Source organism: Mesorhizobium sp. SEMIA396 (genome assembly GCF_024518615.1).
Classification (GTDB): domain Bacteria; phylum Pseudomonadota; class Alphaproteobacteria; order Rhizobiales; family Rhizobiaceae; genus Mesorhizobium.
Window position 1 is genome coordinate 18,630 of sequence record NZ_JANIFC010000006.1, and the last position, 15,927, is coordinate 34,556.

Sequence of the window (15,927 nt, forward strand, 5' to 3'; positions counted from 1 at the left end):
GGTGCGGCAGGGTCCTCATCCTGCGGTGATGTCTTGAGTACCGCGGCGCCACAAGCGCCCAGGCAACAGACCCGCGCCTCTTTCGGGGTGCGGGTCATTCCCGCTCGATCTCTTACCCTTGGCTAGCCGAGGAAATCGGCCCGGTGCGGCGTGAAGCTGTCGACCAGCCGCCCTGCTTCCAGGGCCTTGACGCCGTGCACCAGACCGGACGGCACAATGAAGCTGCCGCCGGTCTCGATGGTTTCGGTCCTACCGTCGATGGTCACCTCGAAGCGGCCTTCGGCGACATAGCTTGCCTGGACATGCGGGTGCGAATGCAGGGCGCCGACGCCACCCTTGTCGAAGCCGAATTCGACCAGCATCAACTCGTCGGTGTGCAGGAGAACGCGCCGCCTGTTGCCGTCTGGCGTCTTCGTCCAGGCGCCCTCGCCGGCTTGCGCGAAAATCTTTGCGGTCATCGTTGTCTCCTCAGAGCAATTCCAAGAAAAGTGTGAAACGGTTTTCCGCCCGGAATTGCGTCAAAACCTAGCGCGCCAGCCAGCCGCCATCCACCGGCACCACCGCCCCATGCATGTAGTTCGACGCCGGCGCCAGCAGGAAGACGGCGGCGTCGCCAATGTCGCCCGCCTCGCCCCAGCGGCCGGCCGGGATACGCGCCAGGATGGCGGCGCTGCGGTCGGGATCGGCGCGCAGCGCCTGCGTGTTGTTGGTCTCGATATAGCCCGGCGCGATGGCGTTGACGTTGATGCCCTTTGCCGCCCATTCGCAGGCGAGCAGACGCGTGATGCCGAGCACACCGTGCTTCGAGGCAGTGTAGGACGCAACGCGGATGCCACCCTGGAAACTCAGCACGGAGGCAATGTTGACGATCTTGCCCTTCCGCTCAGCTGCCAAGGCACGCCTTGCAAAGCTTTGGCAGAGCAAAAAAACCGTTTTCAGGTTGACGTCCATGACGTCGTCCCAATCGGCCTCGCTGAGATCGACGGCATCGGCGCGGCGGATGATGCCGGCATTGTTGACCAGCCCGTCGAGCGGACCGCTTTCGTCCCAGATCCGGTCGTGCAACGGGCCGGCGGCCGAAATGTCGGCAAGGTCGGCGCTGACCGCCTCGAATTGCCCTCCCAGCGCGGCGACCTTGTCTGCCGTATCGTCCATCGACGAGCGGCCGACGCCGACCACCGCGCCCCCGGCGCGTACGATCGATACGGCGATGCCCTGGCCGATGCCGGTGTTGGCGCCGGTGACCAGGAAACGTTTTCCGGCAAGGCTGAAGGGGTCGCTCACCGCAGATCGCTCAACGCCACCGGGTCGACATCGGTATAGTCGACATTGTCGCCAGCCATCGCCCAGATGAAAGCATAATTGGAAGTGCCGGCGCCCGAATGGATCGACCAGCCCGGCGACAGCACCGCTTCCTCGTTGCCCATGACGATATGGCGCGTCTCGTCCGGCTCGCCCATGAAGTGGAAGACGCGTGCCGTCTCCGCCAGGTCGAAATAGAGATAGGCCTCCATGCGCCGGTCATGCACATGGCACGGCATGGTGTTCCACACCGAGCCCGGCGCCAGCTGAGTCATGCCGACCACCAGCTGGCAGGTCTTCACGCCGTCGGCATGGATGAACTGGAAGATCGAACGCTCGTTGCAGGTGTCCTTGCTGCCGAGATCGAGGCGCTTGGCGTCGCCGATGCGGATCAGCCGGCTGGGCCAGGCCTGATGCGCCGGCGCGCTGAGCAGATAGAATTTGGCCGGCGCATCTGCATCGGCCGACGCGAACGACACATCAGCGATGCCCATGCCGAGATAGAGCATGTCGCGCGCCTGCAATTCGAAGGACTGGCCGCCGGCCTTGATGACGCCTGCACCGCCGATGTTGACGGCGATCAGCTCGCGACGGTCGAGAAAGTTCTTGGTGCCGGTCGGCTTGATCGTTTCCAGTTGAAGCGCGGCGTCCGTCGGCACGGCGCCGCCGACGATCATGCGGTCGTAATGTGTGTAGGTCAGGCTGATGCGGCCGGGCTGGAACAGGCCGTCAATGTGAAAGTTGTGGCGCAGCTCATCGGTTCCCATCGCCGCGGCGGCGACCGGGTCGATGGCAAAGCGGGATGTATAGTCGGTGTGGCTCTGGTTCATTTCAATCCTGACTTGAGATGGGTCATTCGCCGGCGGCGGCCTTGACCGAACTGGAATAAAAAGCCTGACGCGCATGCAGGCGTTCGCGGTAACGCTGCTGGCTGGCGGTGAGGTGCGCGCGCATCGCCTCTCGCGCGGCCTCGGCATCGCCAGAGGTAATGGCGTTGAGGATCACCAGGTGCTCGCGCTGCAGTCCGCGCTGGTAGCTATCGGATTGCGCCAATTCGGTCGACCAGGGCGAAGTCACGTCGCACGGGATGGCGCGCCGGCCGAGCACGTCGAGCATCTCGACATAGAATGGGTTGCTGGTGGCGCTGGCGATCGCGCGATGGAAGGCGAGGTCGGCCGGACCGGTCGGCTCGCTGGCAAGCAGCAGCCGCTCGAATTCGAAGAAGGCTTCCTGGATCGCCGCCTCCTGCGCGGCATTGCGGCGGACGGCGGCGATCCCGGCCGATTCAATCTCGATCGCCAGCCGCACTTCGAGCACGTTGAGCGCGATCGAATCCTTGCTGCCCATGTCCGCGGCCAGCGCGCCGAACATTGTCGAGATGTGCTCTGTGACGAAGACACCGGCGCCCTGGCGCGGTTCGACCAGCCCGTCGGCGGCAAGCTTGGCCAGCGCCTCGCGGATGACGGTGCGGCTGACGCCGAAGGTTTCGGTCAGTTGGCCTTCGGTCGGCAATTTATGGCCGGGCAGGATCTCACCCGCCTGCAACTGCTTGCGGATCGTCGTGACTACTGTCTCCGACAGTTTGGGTTTTCTCTCGACCCTGAGGTCGGTTGCGGTGTCCGATGCCATGTCGCCCCTATTTGAAGACGCTCGGTAGCCAGAGCGAAATGGCCGGAATATAAGTGACGAGCCCCAGTACCACGAGCCCGGCCCCATAGAACGGCCAGATCGAGCGCATCGCCTCCCAGACGGATATCTTGCCCACTGCGCACGCCACGAACTGCACAGCGCCCACCGGCGGCGTATTCAGCCCGATGCCGAAGTTGAGGATCATGATAACGCCAAAATGTACCGGGTCGACGCCGTAGGCTTGCGCCACGGGCAGGAAGATCGGCGTGCAGATGATGATCGTCGGCCCCATGTCCATGAAGGTGCCGAGGAACAGCATCAAGACGTTGAGCAGGAGAAGCACGACCAGCGGATCGTCCGAGATCGCGTTCATGGAGGCTATGAGCGCTGCCGGCACTTTCAGGAAGGCCATCAACCACGAGAACGCCGCCGCCATGCCGATGATGAGCAGCACCATGGCCGTGGTGCGCACGGCACCATGGGTGGCATGAACGAAACCTTCCCAAGTCATCTGCCGGTAAACGAAGACAGTGACGAGCAACGCATAGATGACCGCGACACAGGAACTCTCGGTCGCCGTGAAAACGCCCGATCGTACGCCACCGAAGATGATCGCGATCAGCAGCAGGCCGGGCACCGCGACAGCGAAGAGATGCGCGACGGCGGTGAAGCCCGGAAACGGCTCGGTCGGATAGCCGCGGGAGCGCGCCACGAAATAGGCGGTGATCATCAGCGACAGGGCCAACAGCAGGCCCGGAATGATGCCGGCCGTGAACAGGTCGGCGATGGAGATCTTTCCACCTGCCGAGATCGAGTAGATGATCATGTTGTGCGACGGCGGCAGGAGCAGCGCGATCAGCGCTGCCATCGACGTGACGTTGACGGCGTAATCCGCTCCATATCCACGCGCCTTCATCTGCGGGATCATCAAGCCGCCGACCGCCGCTGCCTCGGCCACCGCGGACCCCGAAATGCCGCCGAACAGTGTAGCGGTCGCAATGTTGACCTGCCCGAGGCCTCCTCGCAAATGGCCGACGAGCGAGCCGGCGAAGGCAACGATCTTGCTGGCGATGCCGCCGCGCACCATCAAGTCGCCGGCATAGATGAAGAAGGGAATGGCCAGCAGCGAAAAGACGCTCATGCCGGAATTCAGGCGCTGGAACACGATGAGCGGCGGCAGGCCCATATAGAGGACGGTGGCAAAGCTTGCGACGCCGAGGCAGAAAGCGATCGGCGTGCCGATAAGCATCAGAAGGGTGAAGACGCCGAAGAGAATCCAGAGTTCCATGGCGTCAGACCTTCACGTTCGCCGTGTCGAGCTCGGTTGCGACTTCCGCCGGCGGCAGTTCATCGAGCACATCGTCGATCGGCGCACCGGAGAGGCGAAGCACGATGCGCTCCAGCGTGAAGAGCACGACGAGCACGCCTCCCGCGACCAGCGGGACGTAGTCCCAGCCCCCCGATATGCCGAGCGACGGCAAGGTAGCGCCCCAGGTCAATGCGACCAGTTGGCTACCATACCAGATCATACCGATGCCGAAGGCGAGCGCGACGAGGTCCGAGATCATCCGCAGCCAACGCTTGCCGCCTTTGGGCAGTACGTAGAGCAGGACGTCGAAGCCGAGGTGATAGTTCTCGCGCACGCCGACGGCAGCGCCGAGGAAAATGAACCAGCTCATCAGCATCACCGAGCCCTGCTCGGTCCAGCTTGGCGAGCGGTTCAGGACATAACGACCGAACACCTGCCAGGCGACGAAGGCGGTCATCAGCACCAGCCCGATGCCTGCGACCCATAGCGCCGCTGTGCTGACGCGCGACATCATGCGCGCGACGCCGGACAGGGGCGGTCTGTGTTCTGGGCTGGAGGTCACCGGTTCTCTCCGCAAGAGGACGGCGGCGCGGAATGCCCGCGCCGCCGCTTGATCACTGCACGGCCTTGATGGCTTCGACCATGGCCTTCAGCTTGTCGTCCTTGACATGCTTCTCGTAGACCGGACCCATGGCGTCGATGAAGGGCTGCTTGTCCGGCGTCGTGATCTGCGAACCGGCCGCCTCGACCTTGGCGCGCGATTCCTTGACCTTGGCGGTCCACAGCTCGCGCTGCCTGGCGACGCTCTCCTTGGCGGCCGCCTTGAAGATCGCCTGATCCTCCGGCGTCAGCTTGTCCCAGCTCGACTTCGCCATGACGAAGGCTTCCGGCACCATAGTGTGCTCGTCGAGCGAATAGAACTTGGCGACTTCCGCATGCTTGGCGGTGTCGTAGCTCGGAAAATTGTTTTCCGCGCCGTCGATGACCCCGGTCTCGATCGCCGAATACACCTCGCCATACGGCATCGGCGTCGCGTTGGCGCCGAGTGCCGCCACCATGTCGACGAAGATGTCGGACTGGATGACGCGGAACTTCATGCCGGACAGATCGGCTAATGAGTTGATCGGTTTCTTCGAATTGTAGAAGGAGCGCGCGCCGCTGTCGTAAAAGGCGAGCAGCACCAGCCCGACCTGTTCGAACGCCGCCGCGATCTGGTCGCCGACCGCCCCGTCCATGACCTTGTGCATATGGTCTTCCGAGCGGAAGATGTAGGGCAGCGAGGGCACCGTGGTTTCGGGAATGAGCCCGTTGAACGGCGCCATCGAGATGCGGTTGAGGTCGATCACGCCGGTGCGAACCTGCTCGATCGTGTCCTTTTCTTCGCCGAGCTGCGCGGAATGATAGAGCTCGACCGCATAGCGGCCGGCCGTACGCTCCTTTACAAGCTCGCCGAAATATTTGACTGCCTCGACCGTCGGATAGCCGTCCGGGTGGGTGTCGGACGAGCGCAGAACCGTCTGGGCGCTTGCCGTTCCGGCCATCAGTGCGGCGGCGAGTAGCGCAACTCCCGTCAGTCTTGAAAAATGCAACATGGTTTCCTCCCTTTGCATTGCGGGCGAGTTGCCCCTTCAGAGCCGATACGCCTTTTTCGCCAGCGTATAGGTCAGTTCCCGCGCCAGCTCATGCGCCTCGTCCTCGCGCAGCCGATGCTCGGCGACGAGACGCGCCAGGAACGCGCAGTCGACTCGCCGCGCCACATCGTGACGCGCCGGGATCGATGGAAAGGCACGGGTGTCGTCGTTGAAACCGACGGTGTTGTAGAAGCCGGCCGTCTCGGTGGTCATCTCGCGGAAGCGCCGCATGCCTTCCGGGCTGTCGTGGAACCACCATGCCGGCCCGAGCTTCAGCGCCGGGTAGACACCGGCCAGCGGCGCCAGCTCGCGCGCATAACTGGTCTCGTCGAGCGTGAACAGGATGACGGTGAGGTCGCGCTCCAGCCCGACGCAGTCGAGCAGCGGCTTCAGCGCCGTCACATAATCGGTCCTGGTCGGGATATCGAAACCCTTGTCGCGGCCGAATTTCTGGAAGATCGCGGGCGAATGATTGCGCCAGGAGCCGGGATGGATCTGCAGGACCAGTCCATCGTCGAGGCTCATCTTGGCCATCTCGGTCAGCATCTGGGCGCGGAACAGTTTTCGCTCGCGCTCATCGTCGGAACCACGGCGAATCCGATTGAACAGCTCTTGCGCCGCCGCATCCGAAAGATTGGCGGTCTCGGCCGTCGGATGGCCATGATCCGACGAAGTCGCGCCGAAGCTTTTGAAGAAGGCACGCCGCTGGCGATGCGCATCGAGATAGCCGGCCCAATTGCCGGTGTCGCAGCCGGTGATCTCACCGAGCCGGTCGAGATTGGTTGAAAACCCTTCGAAATCTGGGTCGACGACCGCGTCCGGCCGATAGGCGGTGATAACGCGGCCCTGCCAGCCGCTGTCGCGAATCATCTGGTGCCATTGGAGATCGTCGAGCGCGCCTTCCGTGGTCGCGATGACCTCGATGTTGAAACGCTCGAACAGCGCGCGCGGGCGAAAATTCTCCCACTGCAGCAGCGTCGCGATGGTGTCGTAGTGGCGGTCGGCAGTCGCCGCGGTCAGCGGTTCGTCGATGCCGAACAGATCGGCGAGCACATGATCGAACCACAGCCGGGTCGGCGTGCCGCGAAACAGATGATAGTGCTCGGCAAAAAGCCGCCAGATCGCCCTGCCGTCGGTCTCGACCGGCGCGCCGTCGAGCGTCGCCACGCCGAGATCCTCAAGGCGGACGCCTTGGCTGAACAGCATGCGGAAGATGTAGTGATCCGGGACGATGAGCAGTTGCGCCGGATCCGGGAATGGCTCGTTCAGCGCATACCAGCGCGGATCGGTGTGACCATGCGGGCTGACAAGGGGCAGGTCCTTGATCCCGGCATAGAGATCACGGGCAATCGCGCGCGAATGCGCCTCGGCGGGAAACAGCAAATCCGCATGGGTCAGTGCCACGATCATCCTCCCAAGCCACTATCGGTAGGGGCGGCAAGAAATAATGTCAACATACAAAATTGCGATTGTTGTATGATGACTTTTCGACCCATTGTGTGGCAGGAAATCGAATGTTACGCCGCTTTGCCGATCCCTGCCGAGGCCACTCATGTCATCCGACCAGACCAGTCGCACCACGACGACCGAACGCCTTTCCACGAAGACCGTGCGCGCACTGCCGGCTTCGATCGCGACACCTGCGTATGATCGCAGCCGCGTCGTCCCGGGCATCGTGCACCTTGGTGTCGGCGCCTTCCACCGCGCCCATCAGGCAGCCTATGTCGACGATTGCCTGGCGGCAGGCGAGGCGGATTGGGGCATAACAGGCGTTTCGCTGCGCAGCACCGACACGCGCGACGCTCTCACGCCGCAGGACGGGCTCTACACGCTGGCGATCAGAAGCAGTGGAACCGAAAAGCTTCAGGTCATCGGCTCGATCGGTGCGATGCTGGTGGCGCCGGAGAATCCGGGCGCGGTGCTGGCCACGCTGACCGATCCGCACACCCGCATCGTCACGCTGACGATCACCGAAAAAGCCTATCTGAGGGCGGCAGGCGGGGGATTGGATGCCGCCCATCCCGATATCGTCCATGATCTGGCCAATCCCCGGATGCCGAAGACAGCGCATGGTTTCCTGACCGAGGCGCTTGCCCTGCGACGCGCCGCCGGCACGCCGCCCTTCACTGTCCTGTGTTGCGACAATTTGCCGGCCAACGGAGCCACGCTGCACCGGCTGTTGGTCGAATTCGCCCAGTTGCGAGATGCCGGGCTCGCTCAATCGAGTGATGTCGGAATTGCCGACCACATCGCACACCAGGTCGCGTTTCCCTCCAGCATGGTCGATCGCATCGTGCCGGCAACCACCGACGCCGATCGGGCGCGGATCGCTGAAGAACTCGGCGTCGAGGACGCCTGGCCCGTGATGACCGAGCCGTTTTGTCAGTGGGTGGTCGAAGATAAGTTCCCGACTGGCCGGCCCGCGTGGGAACAATTCGGCGTCACCATGGTTCGCGACGTCGGCCCGTTCGAGGACATGAAGCTCAGGCTGCTCAACGGCTCGCATTCGGCCATCGCCTATCTTGGCCTGCTCAGCGGTCATGCCACCGTCGACCGCGCCTTCGCCGACCCGGCGATCCGCCAATTCGTCGATGCCTTGTGGGCCGAAGCGATCCCGACCCTGCCCGAGGATGCCGGATTGGACACGAGCGCCTATATTGCGGAGCTCGCGGAGCGTTTTTCCAACACTGCACTTGCCCATCGCACGGCGCAGATCGCCAATGACGGCAGCCAGAAACTGCCGCAGCGCATCATCGCTTCCGCCATCGAATGCCTGGAAGCCGGTACCGAACTGGTCCATCTGACCCTGGTGGTGGCTGCCTGGATCGCCGCCTGCGCCGCGCGAGGGAAAACCTTGCCGGAGGGCCATTTCACCGATCCGCTCGACGCGGCGTTGACGGAACTTTTGAGTGAGCAACTGCCGGCGAATGAAACCGTGACCGCGGTGTTCGACCTGGCCGGCTTCGCTGGGGATCACGCCGAACGCCAGACGTTGATCGAACTTGTGGCTGTGCATCTCGTCCACCTGCGACGCGACGGTCCGACCTTGGCCTTCGCCGCGCTCGGCATAGATATGAAGTAGTCATCAACCAGACTTGGTGCGGGTCCGAACCAACTCGATTCAGGCTTATTTGCCGACCGAACCGTCCAGCGTTTGCCGGGAAGAATACTCCGTGCCTTTTGAATTCCAGAACAATCGCACGGCCTTGCCGACGAGGTTTTCGTAGGGAACGAAGCCGACCATGAATCGGCTGTCGGAGGCATTGTCGCGATTGTCGCCCAGCATGAAATAGTGGCCTTCGGGCACCTCAAATTCCCGCGTGTTGTCGCCGATGGAACTGTCCGTCAGGTCGAGAACGAAATGGGTGACACCACCCGGCAGGGTCTCCCGTTCAAGCCTGGCAGGTTGCTCGCGTTCCTCGTAGGAGAAAGTGCCTGCATCCTTGAGGCCGACGGCCACATCGTTGATGTGCAGCACGCCATTGACCATCTGGATCTTGTCCCCGGGTAGACCGACGATCCGCTGGATGTAATCCACGCTGGGGTCGGGCGGGAATTTGAACACCACCACATCCCCTCGCTTGGGCTCCGCGCCGAACATGCGGCCTTCTATCGGCAACAGATTGAACGGCACGCTGTAGCGGCTGTAGCCATATGCGAATTTGGAGACGAAGAGATAGTCGCCGCCTTGCAATGTCGGCACCATACTGCTGGATGGTATCGAAAACGGCTGGAACAGAAACGAACGGATCGCAAATGCAGCCGGATAGGTAGTCAGAAAGACAAGCACCAGCACCCAAAATCCGTGCGCATACCATCTCACCGGCTTGAACCGATGGGCGAAGGGCAGGACGAGCGCTGCCCCCAGGATCATCGAACCGATACCTGAAAAATTGGCCAGCCAGGCAAGATCGGTTCCCGGCAGCACCGGAAATCCGGTGTAGGCGAGTGCGAAAACGATGGCGCTGATCACCACCAGGCTGGCAACCGCCGGCTTGCCGCTGCCGATCCACAGAAATCCGCCGAATGGACCGCCAAAGGCCGACACCAGGGCCGTCGACCACCAGGAGCGTGAGGCTGTTTCTCGTTGCGCTGTTTCTTCCGTCACCGGCCCACCCCCATCCCAAGGCAGCGCGACTGTCCAACAAACAAAAAAGCGAGGCAAGGCCCCGCTTTTTACTCTTTCATCGAAACCGAATTTCAAGCCGGCAGGATGGCGCCTTCCAGCGTGGTGAGTTGGCTAAGGAACTGCTCCGCCTTGCTGCGAGCCTCGTCGTCCTTGGCGTCGGCAGCGTCTTCTTTGGCTTCCTGGATGCGGCGCGCGAGATCGGCGCGGTCGACATCCTTCACGGCGACAGCCGATTCCGCCAGCAGCGTGCAGCCGGCCGGAACGATGTCGGCGAAGCCGCCGAACACCACATAGCGTTCTTCGCCGCCCGCCGCGGTCTTCACGGTGACGACGCCCGGCTTGATCGTGGTCATGACCGGGGCGTGATGCGCCATGACGGTCATCTCGCCTTCGGCGCCCGGAATGACGACGGATTCGACCTGCTCAGAAACCAGCAGGCGTTCCGGCGAGACCAGTTCGAACTTGAAAGCTTCAGCCATGATCAATTTAGTGAGTAGGGAATAGGAACTAGTCAGTAGTAAGTGGCCCTAACCGGCCCACATCACGCAGCTGCTATTCCCTACTCACTACTGACTACTCCCTATTCCCTGAATTATGCCGCTTCAGCCGCGAGGCGCTGTGCCTTCTCGACTGCTTCCTCGATGCCGCCGACCATGTAGAAGGCGGCTTCCGGCAGGTGATCGTAGTCGCCGTTGCAGAGGCCCTTGAAGCCCTTGATGGTGTCGGCGAGGTCGACCAGCTTGCCCGGCGCGCCGGTGAACACTTCGGCGACGAAGAACGGCTGCGACAGGAAGCGCTCGATCTTGCGGGCGCGGGCCACGGTCTGCTTGTCCTCTTCCGACAGCTCGTCCATGCCCAGAATGGCGATGATGTCCTGCAGCGACTTGTAGCGCTGGAGGATCGACTGCACCTGGCGGGCGACGCCATAGTGTTCGTCGCCGACGACCAGCGGGTCGAGCATGCGCGAGGTCGAATCCAGCGGATCGACCGCCGGATAAATGCCCTTTTCGGCGATGGCGCGGTTCAACGTCGTGGTCGCGTCAAGGTGGGCGAACGAGGTCGCCGGCGCCGGATCAGTCAGATCGTCGGCGGGCACGTAGATGGCTTGCACGGACGTGATCGAGCCCTTGGTGGTGGTGGTGATACGTTCCTGCAGCGCGCCCATGTCGGTGGCGAGCGTCGGCTGATAGCCCACGGCCGAAGGAATACGGCCGAGCAGAGCCGACACTTCCGAACCAGCCTGCGTGAAGCGGAAGATGTTGTCGACGAAGAACAGCACGTCCTGGCCCTGGTCGCGGAAGTATTCCGCAACCGTCAGGCCGGTCAGGCCGACGCGGGCGCGCGCGCCCGGCGGCTCGTTCATCTGGCCATAGACGAGTGCGGCCTTGGAGCCTTCGCCGCCGCCCTTCTTGTTGACGCCGGATTCGATGAACTCGTGATACAGATCGTTGCCTTCGCGGGTGCGCTCGCCGACGCCGGCGAACACCGAATAGCCGCCATGCGCCTTGGCGATGTTGTTGATCAGTTCCTGGATCAGCACGGTCTTGCCGACGCCGGCGCCGCCGAACAGGCCGATCTTGCCGCCCTTGGCGTAGGGGGCCAAGAGGTCGAGCACCTTGATGCCCGTGATCAGGATCTGTGCTTCCGTCGACTGCTCGACATAGGTGGGAGCCGGCTGGTGGATGGAGCGCATTTCGGTCGCGTCGACCGGGCCTTCTTCGTCGACCGGCTCGCCGATGACGTTGATGATGCGGCCGAGCATGCCCGGGCCGACCGGCACGGTGATCGGCGCGCCGGTGTCACGCACTTCCTGGCCGCGAACCAGACCTTCGGTCGAGTCCATGGCGATGCAGCGCACGGTGTTTTCACCCAGATGCTGGGCAACTTCGAGCACCAGGCGGTTGCCGACATTGGTCGTCTCGAGCGCGTTCAGGATCGCCGGCAGGTGATCGCCGAACTGCACGTCGACAACGGCGCCGATGACCTGGCGAACCTTGCCGACAACGCCGGTTGCCTTGCTGGCCACTGCCGATGTCTTGGCAGCGGCGGCCTTCGCCGGTGCTGCCGCCTTGGCCGGGGCGGCCTTCGCGGCTGCTACTGGAGCCTTTGCCGCCGCCTTCGCGGGGGCTGCGGTTTTCGCGGCTGCGGCCTTGGGGGCTGCCTTCTGGGGGGTCGCTGCTTTCGCCATCGTCTTTACCCTTTTTCGTCCTTTGTTTCTCACGCGGTCCAGTCGCGGGTCGATGACCCGCGAACCACGCCTAGAGCGCCTCGGCGCCCGAAATGATTTCGATCAGTTCCTTGGTGATCTGCGCCTGCCGCTGGCGATTGTAGGTGATCGACAGCTTGTTGATCATGTCGCCGGCGTTGCGCGTCGCATTGTCCATGGCGCTCATCTTGGCGCCCATTTCGCCGGCCACGTTTTCGAGCAGCGCCCGGAAAACCTGCACGGAGATGTTGCGCGGAATGAGGTCGGAGAGGATTTCGCCCGGCTCCGGCTCATATTCGTAGACGGCGTTGCCGCCATCAATCGCCTCGGCAGGAGCCGAAGCAATGCCGGCCGGAATGATCTGCTGCGCGGTCGGGATCTGGCTGATCACCGACTTGAACTGCGAATAGAACAGCGTGCAGATGTCGAAGCCGCCTTCGTTGAAGAGGTGGATGACCTTCTTGGCGATGGCATCGGCATTGACGAAGCCGAGTGTCTTGACCTCGCGCAGGTCGACTCGGTCGATGATCATCGACGCGTAGTCGCGGCGCAGGATGTCGAAACCCTTCTTGCCGACGCAGATGATCTTGACCTGCTTGCCGTCGGCCAAAAGCTTGCGGATATGGTCGCGGGCAAGGCGGGCGATCTGCGAATTGAAGCCGCCGCACAGGCCGCGCTCGGCGGTGCAGACGACGAGCAGATGCACGTCATCCTTGCCGGTGCCGGTCATCAGCGCCGGGGCATCGCCGCCGCCGCCGATTGCCTGGGTTATGTTGGCCAGCACGGAACCCATGCGCTCCGAATAGGGGCGCGCCGCTTCCGCAGCCTCTTGCGCACGGCGCAGCTTCGCCGCGGCGACCATCTGCATCGCCTTGGTGATCTTCTGCGTCGCCTTGACCGAGGCGATACGGTTACGAAGGTCTTTTAATGAAGGCATGCTTCAAACCTGATCCCGTCTTGCAATTCGCTCAGGCGAAGGTCTTGGCGAAAGCGTCGATCTCGGCCTTCAGCTTGGCGCGCAGATCGTCCGACAGCGCCTTTTCCTTGCGGATGGCTTCGAGGACGTCCTTGCCGGCCGAACGCATGTGGCTGAGCAGGCCATGCTCGAACTTGCCGACCTGGTTGACCGGCAGCTTGTCGAGATAGCCGTTGACGCCGGCGAAGATCACCGCGACCTGCTCTTCCGTCTTCAGCGGCGAGAACTGCGGCTGCTTCAGGAGTTCGGTGAGGCGCGATCCGCGGTTGAGCAGGCGCTGGGTGGCGGCATCGAGATCCGAGCCGAACTGCGCGAAGGCCGCCATTTCGCGGTACTGCGCAAGCTCGCCCTTGATCGAACCGGCAACCTGCTTCATCGCCTTGATCTGCGCGGCCGAACCGACGCGGCTGACCGACAGACCGACGTTCACCGCAGGACGAATGCCCTGGAAGAACAGGTTGGTCTCGAGGAAGATCTGGCCGTCGGTGATCGAGATCACGTTGGTCGGGATATAGGCCGACACGTCGTTGGCCTGCGTTTCGATGATCGGCAGCGCGGTCAGCGAACCACCGCCCAGATCGTCGTTGAGCTTGGCCGCGCGCTCGAGCAGGCGCGAGTGCAGGTAGAAGACGTCGCCCGGATAGGCTTCGCGGCCCGGCGGGCGACGCAGCAGCAGCGACATCTGGCGATAGGCGACGGCCTGCTTCGACAGATCGTCGTAGCTGATCAGCGCGTGCATGCCATTGTCGCGGAAATATTCGCCCATGGTGGCGCCGGCGAACGGCGCCAGGAACTGCATCGGTGCCGGATCGGAAGCGGTGGCGGCGACGATGATCGAATATTCGAGCGCGCCGCGCTCTTCCAGCACCTTGACGAACTGCGCGACGGTCGAGCGCTTCTGGCCGACGGCGACGTAGACGCAGTAGAGCTTTTCCTTCTCGGGGCCGTTGTCGTGCACCGACTTCTGGTTGAGCATCGTGTCGAGGATGATGGCGGTCTTGCCGGTCTGGCGATCGCCGATGACCAGCTCGCGCTGGCCGCGGCCGACCGGGATCAGCGCATCGATGGCCTTGAGGCCGGTCGACATCGGCTCGTTCACCGACTTGCGCGGAATGATGCCGGGCGCCTTGACGTCGACGCGCTTGCGCTCGACCGCCTTGATCGGACCCTTGCCGTCGATCGGATTACCGAGCGCGTCGACGACGCGGCCGAGCAGGCCTGGGCCGACGGGGACGTCGACGATGGCGCCAGTGCGCTTGACGATGTCGCCTTCCTTGATGTCGCGGTCGGCGCCGAAGATGACGACGCCGACATTGTCGGCTTCGAGGTTGAGCGCCATGCCGCGGATGCCGCCGGGGAATTCGACCATTTCGCCGGCCTGGACATTGTCGAGGCCGTAGACGCGGGCGATACCGTCACCGACGGACAACACCTGTCCGACTTCGGAGACCTCGGCCTCCTTGCCGAAATTCTTGATCTGGTCTTTCAGAATTGCGGAAATTTCCGCGGCGCGGATGTCCATCAGCCGACCTCTTTCAGTGCAAGCTTGAGCGAATTGAGTTTGGTTTTGAGCGACGTATCGATCTGGCGCGAGCCCATCTTGACCACCAGCCCGCCGAGCAGCGACGGATCGACGGTGACGGAGATAGCCACGTCCTTGCCGGCAACGCTCTTCAGCGCCGCCTTGAGTTCGGTCTGCTGGGCAGCCGTCAGTTCGTGAGCCGACGTCACTTCAGCAGCGGTCTCGCCACGATGTTCGGCTGATATCTGGCGGAACGCCCTGATCATGCCGGGAATGGCGAACAGCCGGCGGTTACGGGCGACGACGCGCAGGAAATTGCCGGTGAGGCCGGCAATCCCGGCCTTGTCGGCGATTGCCGCGATGGCCTTCGCCTGGTCCTCGCTGGAGAACACCGGGCTGTTGATCAGCCGGGTGAGATCAGCGCTGCCCGCGAGCATGGCTTCGAAGCTGTTGAGGTCAGCTTCGACCTTGGCCACGGAATTTGCCTGCAGGGCGAGTTCGAACAGCGAACCCGCATAGCGTTCTGCGACACCTGAGATTGGCGATGACGATTGAGCCACGGACCGTCTTTTCTCTTGTCTGACAGGCCGTAGATTGTTGGCGCGAGCAAAAACTCTGGCTAAATCTTTGACCTTACTGCATTTTTTCAAGCACGGAGACGCGGCTTCCGCTATCCCCGGCCGAAAGTCGATTGCCGTCTAGCACAGGCATTTTAAGACCGCAATGCGTCGTTCCGCATGGTTTTCAGGCACTATTGTCGCATCCGGCGAAAGTCACCCGTCTTCCATCGCGGAATACCCAACGATTCAAGGCAGAAAGCCGAAGGCAAAGGCGAGCGGCAACGCCGCCAGCACCAATTCCACCACAATGGAAACCCAATTGAAAGGCGTGTTGGCGCCATCCGACATCATCGACAGCAGCCGGCCGAAGGCGGTGAACAGCCAGGAGAAGCCAAGCGCCATGTAGATCAGCGGCTGCGCCAGCAGGATACAGCACAGGCCGACGCCGAGATAGAAGCCCGACATCCTGCCGCGCCCCTCGGCGATCGCCGCAGCCTTCTCTGGTTTGACCTGCAAGCGCAGGGCATGGAAGGCGAGGCCAGGGGCCAGAAAAAACAAAAGACCGAGCAGCACGGTGACGACGGCGCTCGACCAGGCCAGCCATTCGCCCTGGCTCGTCGGCCATGGAAGCGCAAAATCCATCTTGTCCCCTCGAAATGCCTG

Annotated in this window: 16 protein-coding genes; 1 reads left to right on the top strand and 15 read right to left on the bottom strand. The window is 63.0% G+C overall.

Going from position 1 to position 15,927, the window contains the following annotated elements; all coding sequences use genetic code 11:
- Nucleotides 1-122: 122 nt before the first annotated feature.
- From NP503_RS15815 to uxaC, 8 genes are all read right to left on the bottom strand, one after another.
- Nucleotides 123-458: a cupin domain-containing protein gene (locus tag NP503_RS15815; protein WP_127270498.1), complete on the bottom strand. Its 336-nt coding sequence runs from the start codon at nt 456-458 to the stop codon at nt 123-125.
- 67 nt (nt 459-525) lie between these two features.
- Nucleotides 526-1,284, bottom strand: coding sequence for a 2-dehydro-3-deoxy-D-gluconate 5-dehydrogenase KduD (kduD, locus tag NP503_RS15820; RefSeq protein ID WP_127271817.1), 759 nt, complete (start codon nt 1,282-1,284; stop codon nt 526-528).
- Nucleotides 1,281-2,132 carry a 5-dehydro-4-deoxy-D-glucuronate isomerase gene (gene kduI, locus NP503_RS15825; protein WP_127270496.1) on the bottom strand — a complete coding sequence of 284 codons (852 nt, stop codon included), beginning with the start codon at nt 2,130-2,132 and terminating at the stop codon, nt 1,281-1,283. Before kduI ends, kduD begins: the two co-directional genes overlap by 4 nt.
- Nucleotides 2,133-2,154: 22 nt before the next feature.
- The gene (locus NP503_RS15830; RefSeq protein WP_127269375.1) at nt 2,155-2,931 is read right to left on the bottom strand and encodes a FadR/GntR family transcriptional regulator; all 777 of its coding nucleotides are present in this window, start codon (nt 2,929-2,931) and stop codon (nt 2,155-2,157) included.
- Between the two features lie 7 nt (nt 2,932-2,938).
- Nucleotides 2,939-4,219: a TRAP transporter large permease gene (locus NP503_RS15835; protein ID WP_127269374.1), complete on the bottom strand. Its 1,281-nt coding sequence runs from the start codon at nt 4,217-4,219 to the stop codon at nt 2,939-2,941.
- A gap of 4 nt (nt 4,220-4,223) precedes the next feature.
- Nucleotides 4,224-4,754: a TRAP transporter small permease gene (locus NP503_RS15840; RefSeq protein WP_127269376.1), complete on the bottom strand. Its 531-nt coding sequence runs from the start codon at nt 4,752-4,754 to the stop codon at nt 4,224-4,226.
- Between the two features lie 100 nt (nt 4,755-4,854).
- The gene (locus NP503_RS15845; RefSeq protein WP_372958886.1) at nt 4,855-5,781 is read right to left on the bottom strand and encodes a TRAP transporter substrate-binding protein; all 927 of its coding nucleotides are present in this window, start codon (nt 5,779-5,781) and stop codon (nt 4,855-4,857) included.
- An 87-nt stretch (nt 5,782-5,868) separates the two neighbouring features.
- A complete protein-coding gene (uxaC, locus tag NP503_RS15850; RefSeq protein ID WP_164748766.1) occupies nt 5,869-7,281 on the bottom strand; it encodes a glucuronate isomerase in 1,413 nt (470 codons plus the stop codon).
- Between the two features lie 142 nt (nt 7,282-7,423).
- Between uxaC and NP503_RS15855 the strand changes: the two genes are divergently transcribed.
- Entirely contained in the window at nt 7,424-8,953 is a 1,530-nt protein-coding gene (locus NP503_RS15855; RefSeq protein WP_127267286.1) for a mannitol dehydrogenase family protein, read from the top strand.
- 45 nt (nt 8,954-8,998) lie between these two features.
- Here the strand turns inward: NP503_RS15855 and lepB are convergent, their stop codons facing one another.
- From lepB to NP503_RS15890, 7 genes are all read right to left on the bottom strand, one after another.
- Nucleotides 8,999-9,745 (bottom strand): signal peptidase I, encoded by a 747-nt coding sequence (gene lepB, locus NP503_RS15860; RefSeq protein ID WP_127270502.1) that lies wholly within the window; start codon nt 9,743-9,745, stop codon nt 8,999-9,001.
- A 326-nt stretch (nt 9,746-10,071) separates the two neighbouring features.
- A complete protein-coding gene (locus NP503_RS15865) occupies nt 10,072-10,479 on the bottom strand; it encodes a F0F1 ATP synthase subunit epsilon (RefSeq protein WP_127267285.1) in 408 nt (135 codons plus the stop codon).
- A 113-nt stretch (nt 10,480-10,592) separates the two neighbouring features.
- On the bottom strand, nt 10,593-12,188 hold the full coding sequence (gene atpD / locus NP503_RS15870) for a F0F1 ATP synthase subunit beta (protein WP_164748765.1): 1,596 nt from the start codon (nt 12,186-12,188) through the stop codon (nt 10,593-10,595).
- A gap of 70 nt (nt 12,189-12,258) precedes the next feature.
- Nucleotides 12,259-13,143: a F0F1 ATP synthase subunit gamma gene (locus NP503_RS15875; RefSeq protein WP_127267284.1), complete on the bottom strand. Its 885-nt coding sequence runs from the start codon at nt 13,141-13,143 to the stop codon at nt 12,259-12,261.
- Nucleotides 13,144-13,174: 31 nt separating this feature from the next.
- Complete coding sequence (gene atpA, locus NP503_RS15880; protein WP_127267283.1) at nt 13,175-14,704, bottom strand: F0F1 ATP synthase subunit alpha; 1,530 nt, start codon at nt 14,702-14,704, stop codon at nt 13,175-13,177.
- Complete coding sequence (locus tag NP503_RS15885) at nt 14,704-15,264, bottom strand: F0F1 ATP synthase subunit delta (protein ID WP_023762496.1); 561 nt, start codon at nt 15,262-15,264, stop codon at nt 14,704-14,706. The genes atpA and NP503_RS15885 overlap by 1 nt, the downstream gene beginning before the upstream one ends.
- A gap of 246 nt (nt 15,265-15,510) precedes the next feature.
- The gene (locus NP503_RS15890; protein WP_127267282.1) at nt 15,511-15,906 is read right to left on the bottom strand and encodes a DUF4345 family protein; all 396 of its coding nucleotides are present in this window, start codon (nt 15,904-15,906) and stop codon (nt 15,511-15,513) included.
- Nucleotides 15,907-15,927 lie beyond the last annotated feature (21 nt).

Coding starts and splice junctions, on each gene's coding strand:
- NP503_RS15815 (WP_127270498.1), bottom strand. CDS start 458: ATGACCGCAAAGATTTTCGCGCAAGCCGGCGAGGGCGCCTGGACGAAG.
- kduI (WP_127270496.1), bottom strand. CDS start 2,132: ATGAACCAGAGCCACACCGACTATACATCCCGCTTTGCCATCGACCCG.
- NP503_RS15830 (WP_127269375.1), bottom strand. CDS start 2,931: ATGGCATCGGACACCGCAACCGACCTCAGGGTCGAGAGAAAACCCAAA.
- NP503_RS15835 (WP_127269374.1), bottom strand. CDS start 4,219: ATGGAACTCTGGATTCTCTTCGGCGTCTTCACCCTTCTGATGCTTATC.
- NP503_RS15840 (WP_127269376.1), bottom strand. CDS start 4,754: ATGATGTCGCGCGTCAGCACAGCGGCGCTATGGGTCGCAGGCATCGGG.
- NP503_RS15845 (WP_372958886.1), bottom strand. CDS start 5,781: ATGGCCGGAACGGCAAGCGCCCAGACGGTTCTGCGCTCGTCCGACACC.
- uxaC (WP_164748766.1), bottom strand. CDS start 7,281: ATGATCGTGGCACTGACCCATGCGGATTTGCTGTTTCCCGCCGAGGCG.
- NP503_RS15855 (WP_127267286.1), top strand. CDS start 7,424: ATGTCATCCGACCAGACCAGTCGCACCACGACGACCGAACGCCTTTCC.
- lepB (WP_127270502.1), bottom strand. CDS start 9,745: ATGATCCTGGGGGCAGCGCTCGTCCTGCCCTTCGCCCATCGGTTCAAG.
- NP503_RS15865 (WP_127267285.1), bottom strand. CDS start 10,479: ATGGCTGAAGCTTTCAAGTTCGAACTGGTCTCGCCGGAACGCCTGCTG.
- atpD (WP_164748765.1), bottom strand. CDS start 12,188: ATGGCGAAAGCAGCGACCCCCCAGAAGGCAGCCCCCAAGGCCGCAGCC.
- NP503_RS15875 (WP_127267284.1), bottom strand. CDS start 13,143: ATGCCTTCATTAAAAGACCTTCGTAACCGTATCGCCTCGGTCAAGGCG.
- atpA (WP_127267283.1), bottom strand. CDS start 14,704: ATGGACATCCGCGCCGCGGAAATTTCCGCAATTCTGAAAGACCAGATC.
- NP503_RS15890 (WP_127267282.1), bottom strand. CDS start 15,906: ATGGATTTTGCGCTTCCATGGCCGACGAGCCAGGGCGAATGGCTGGCC.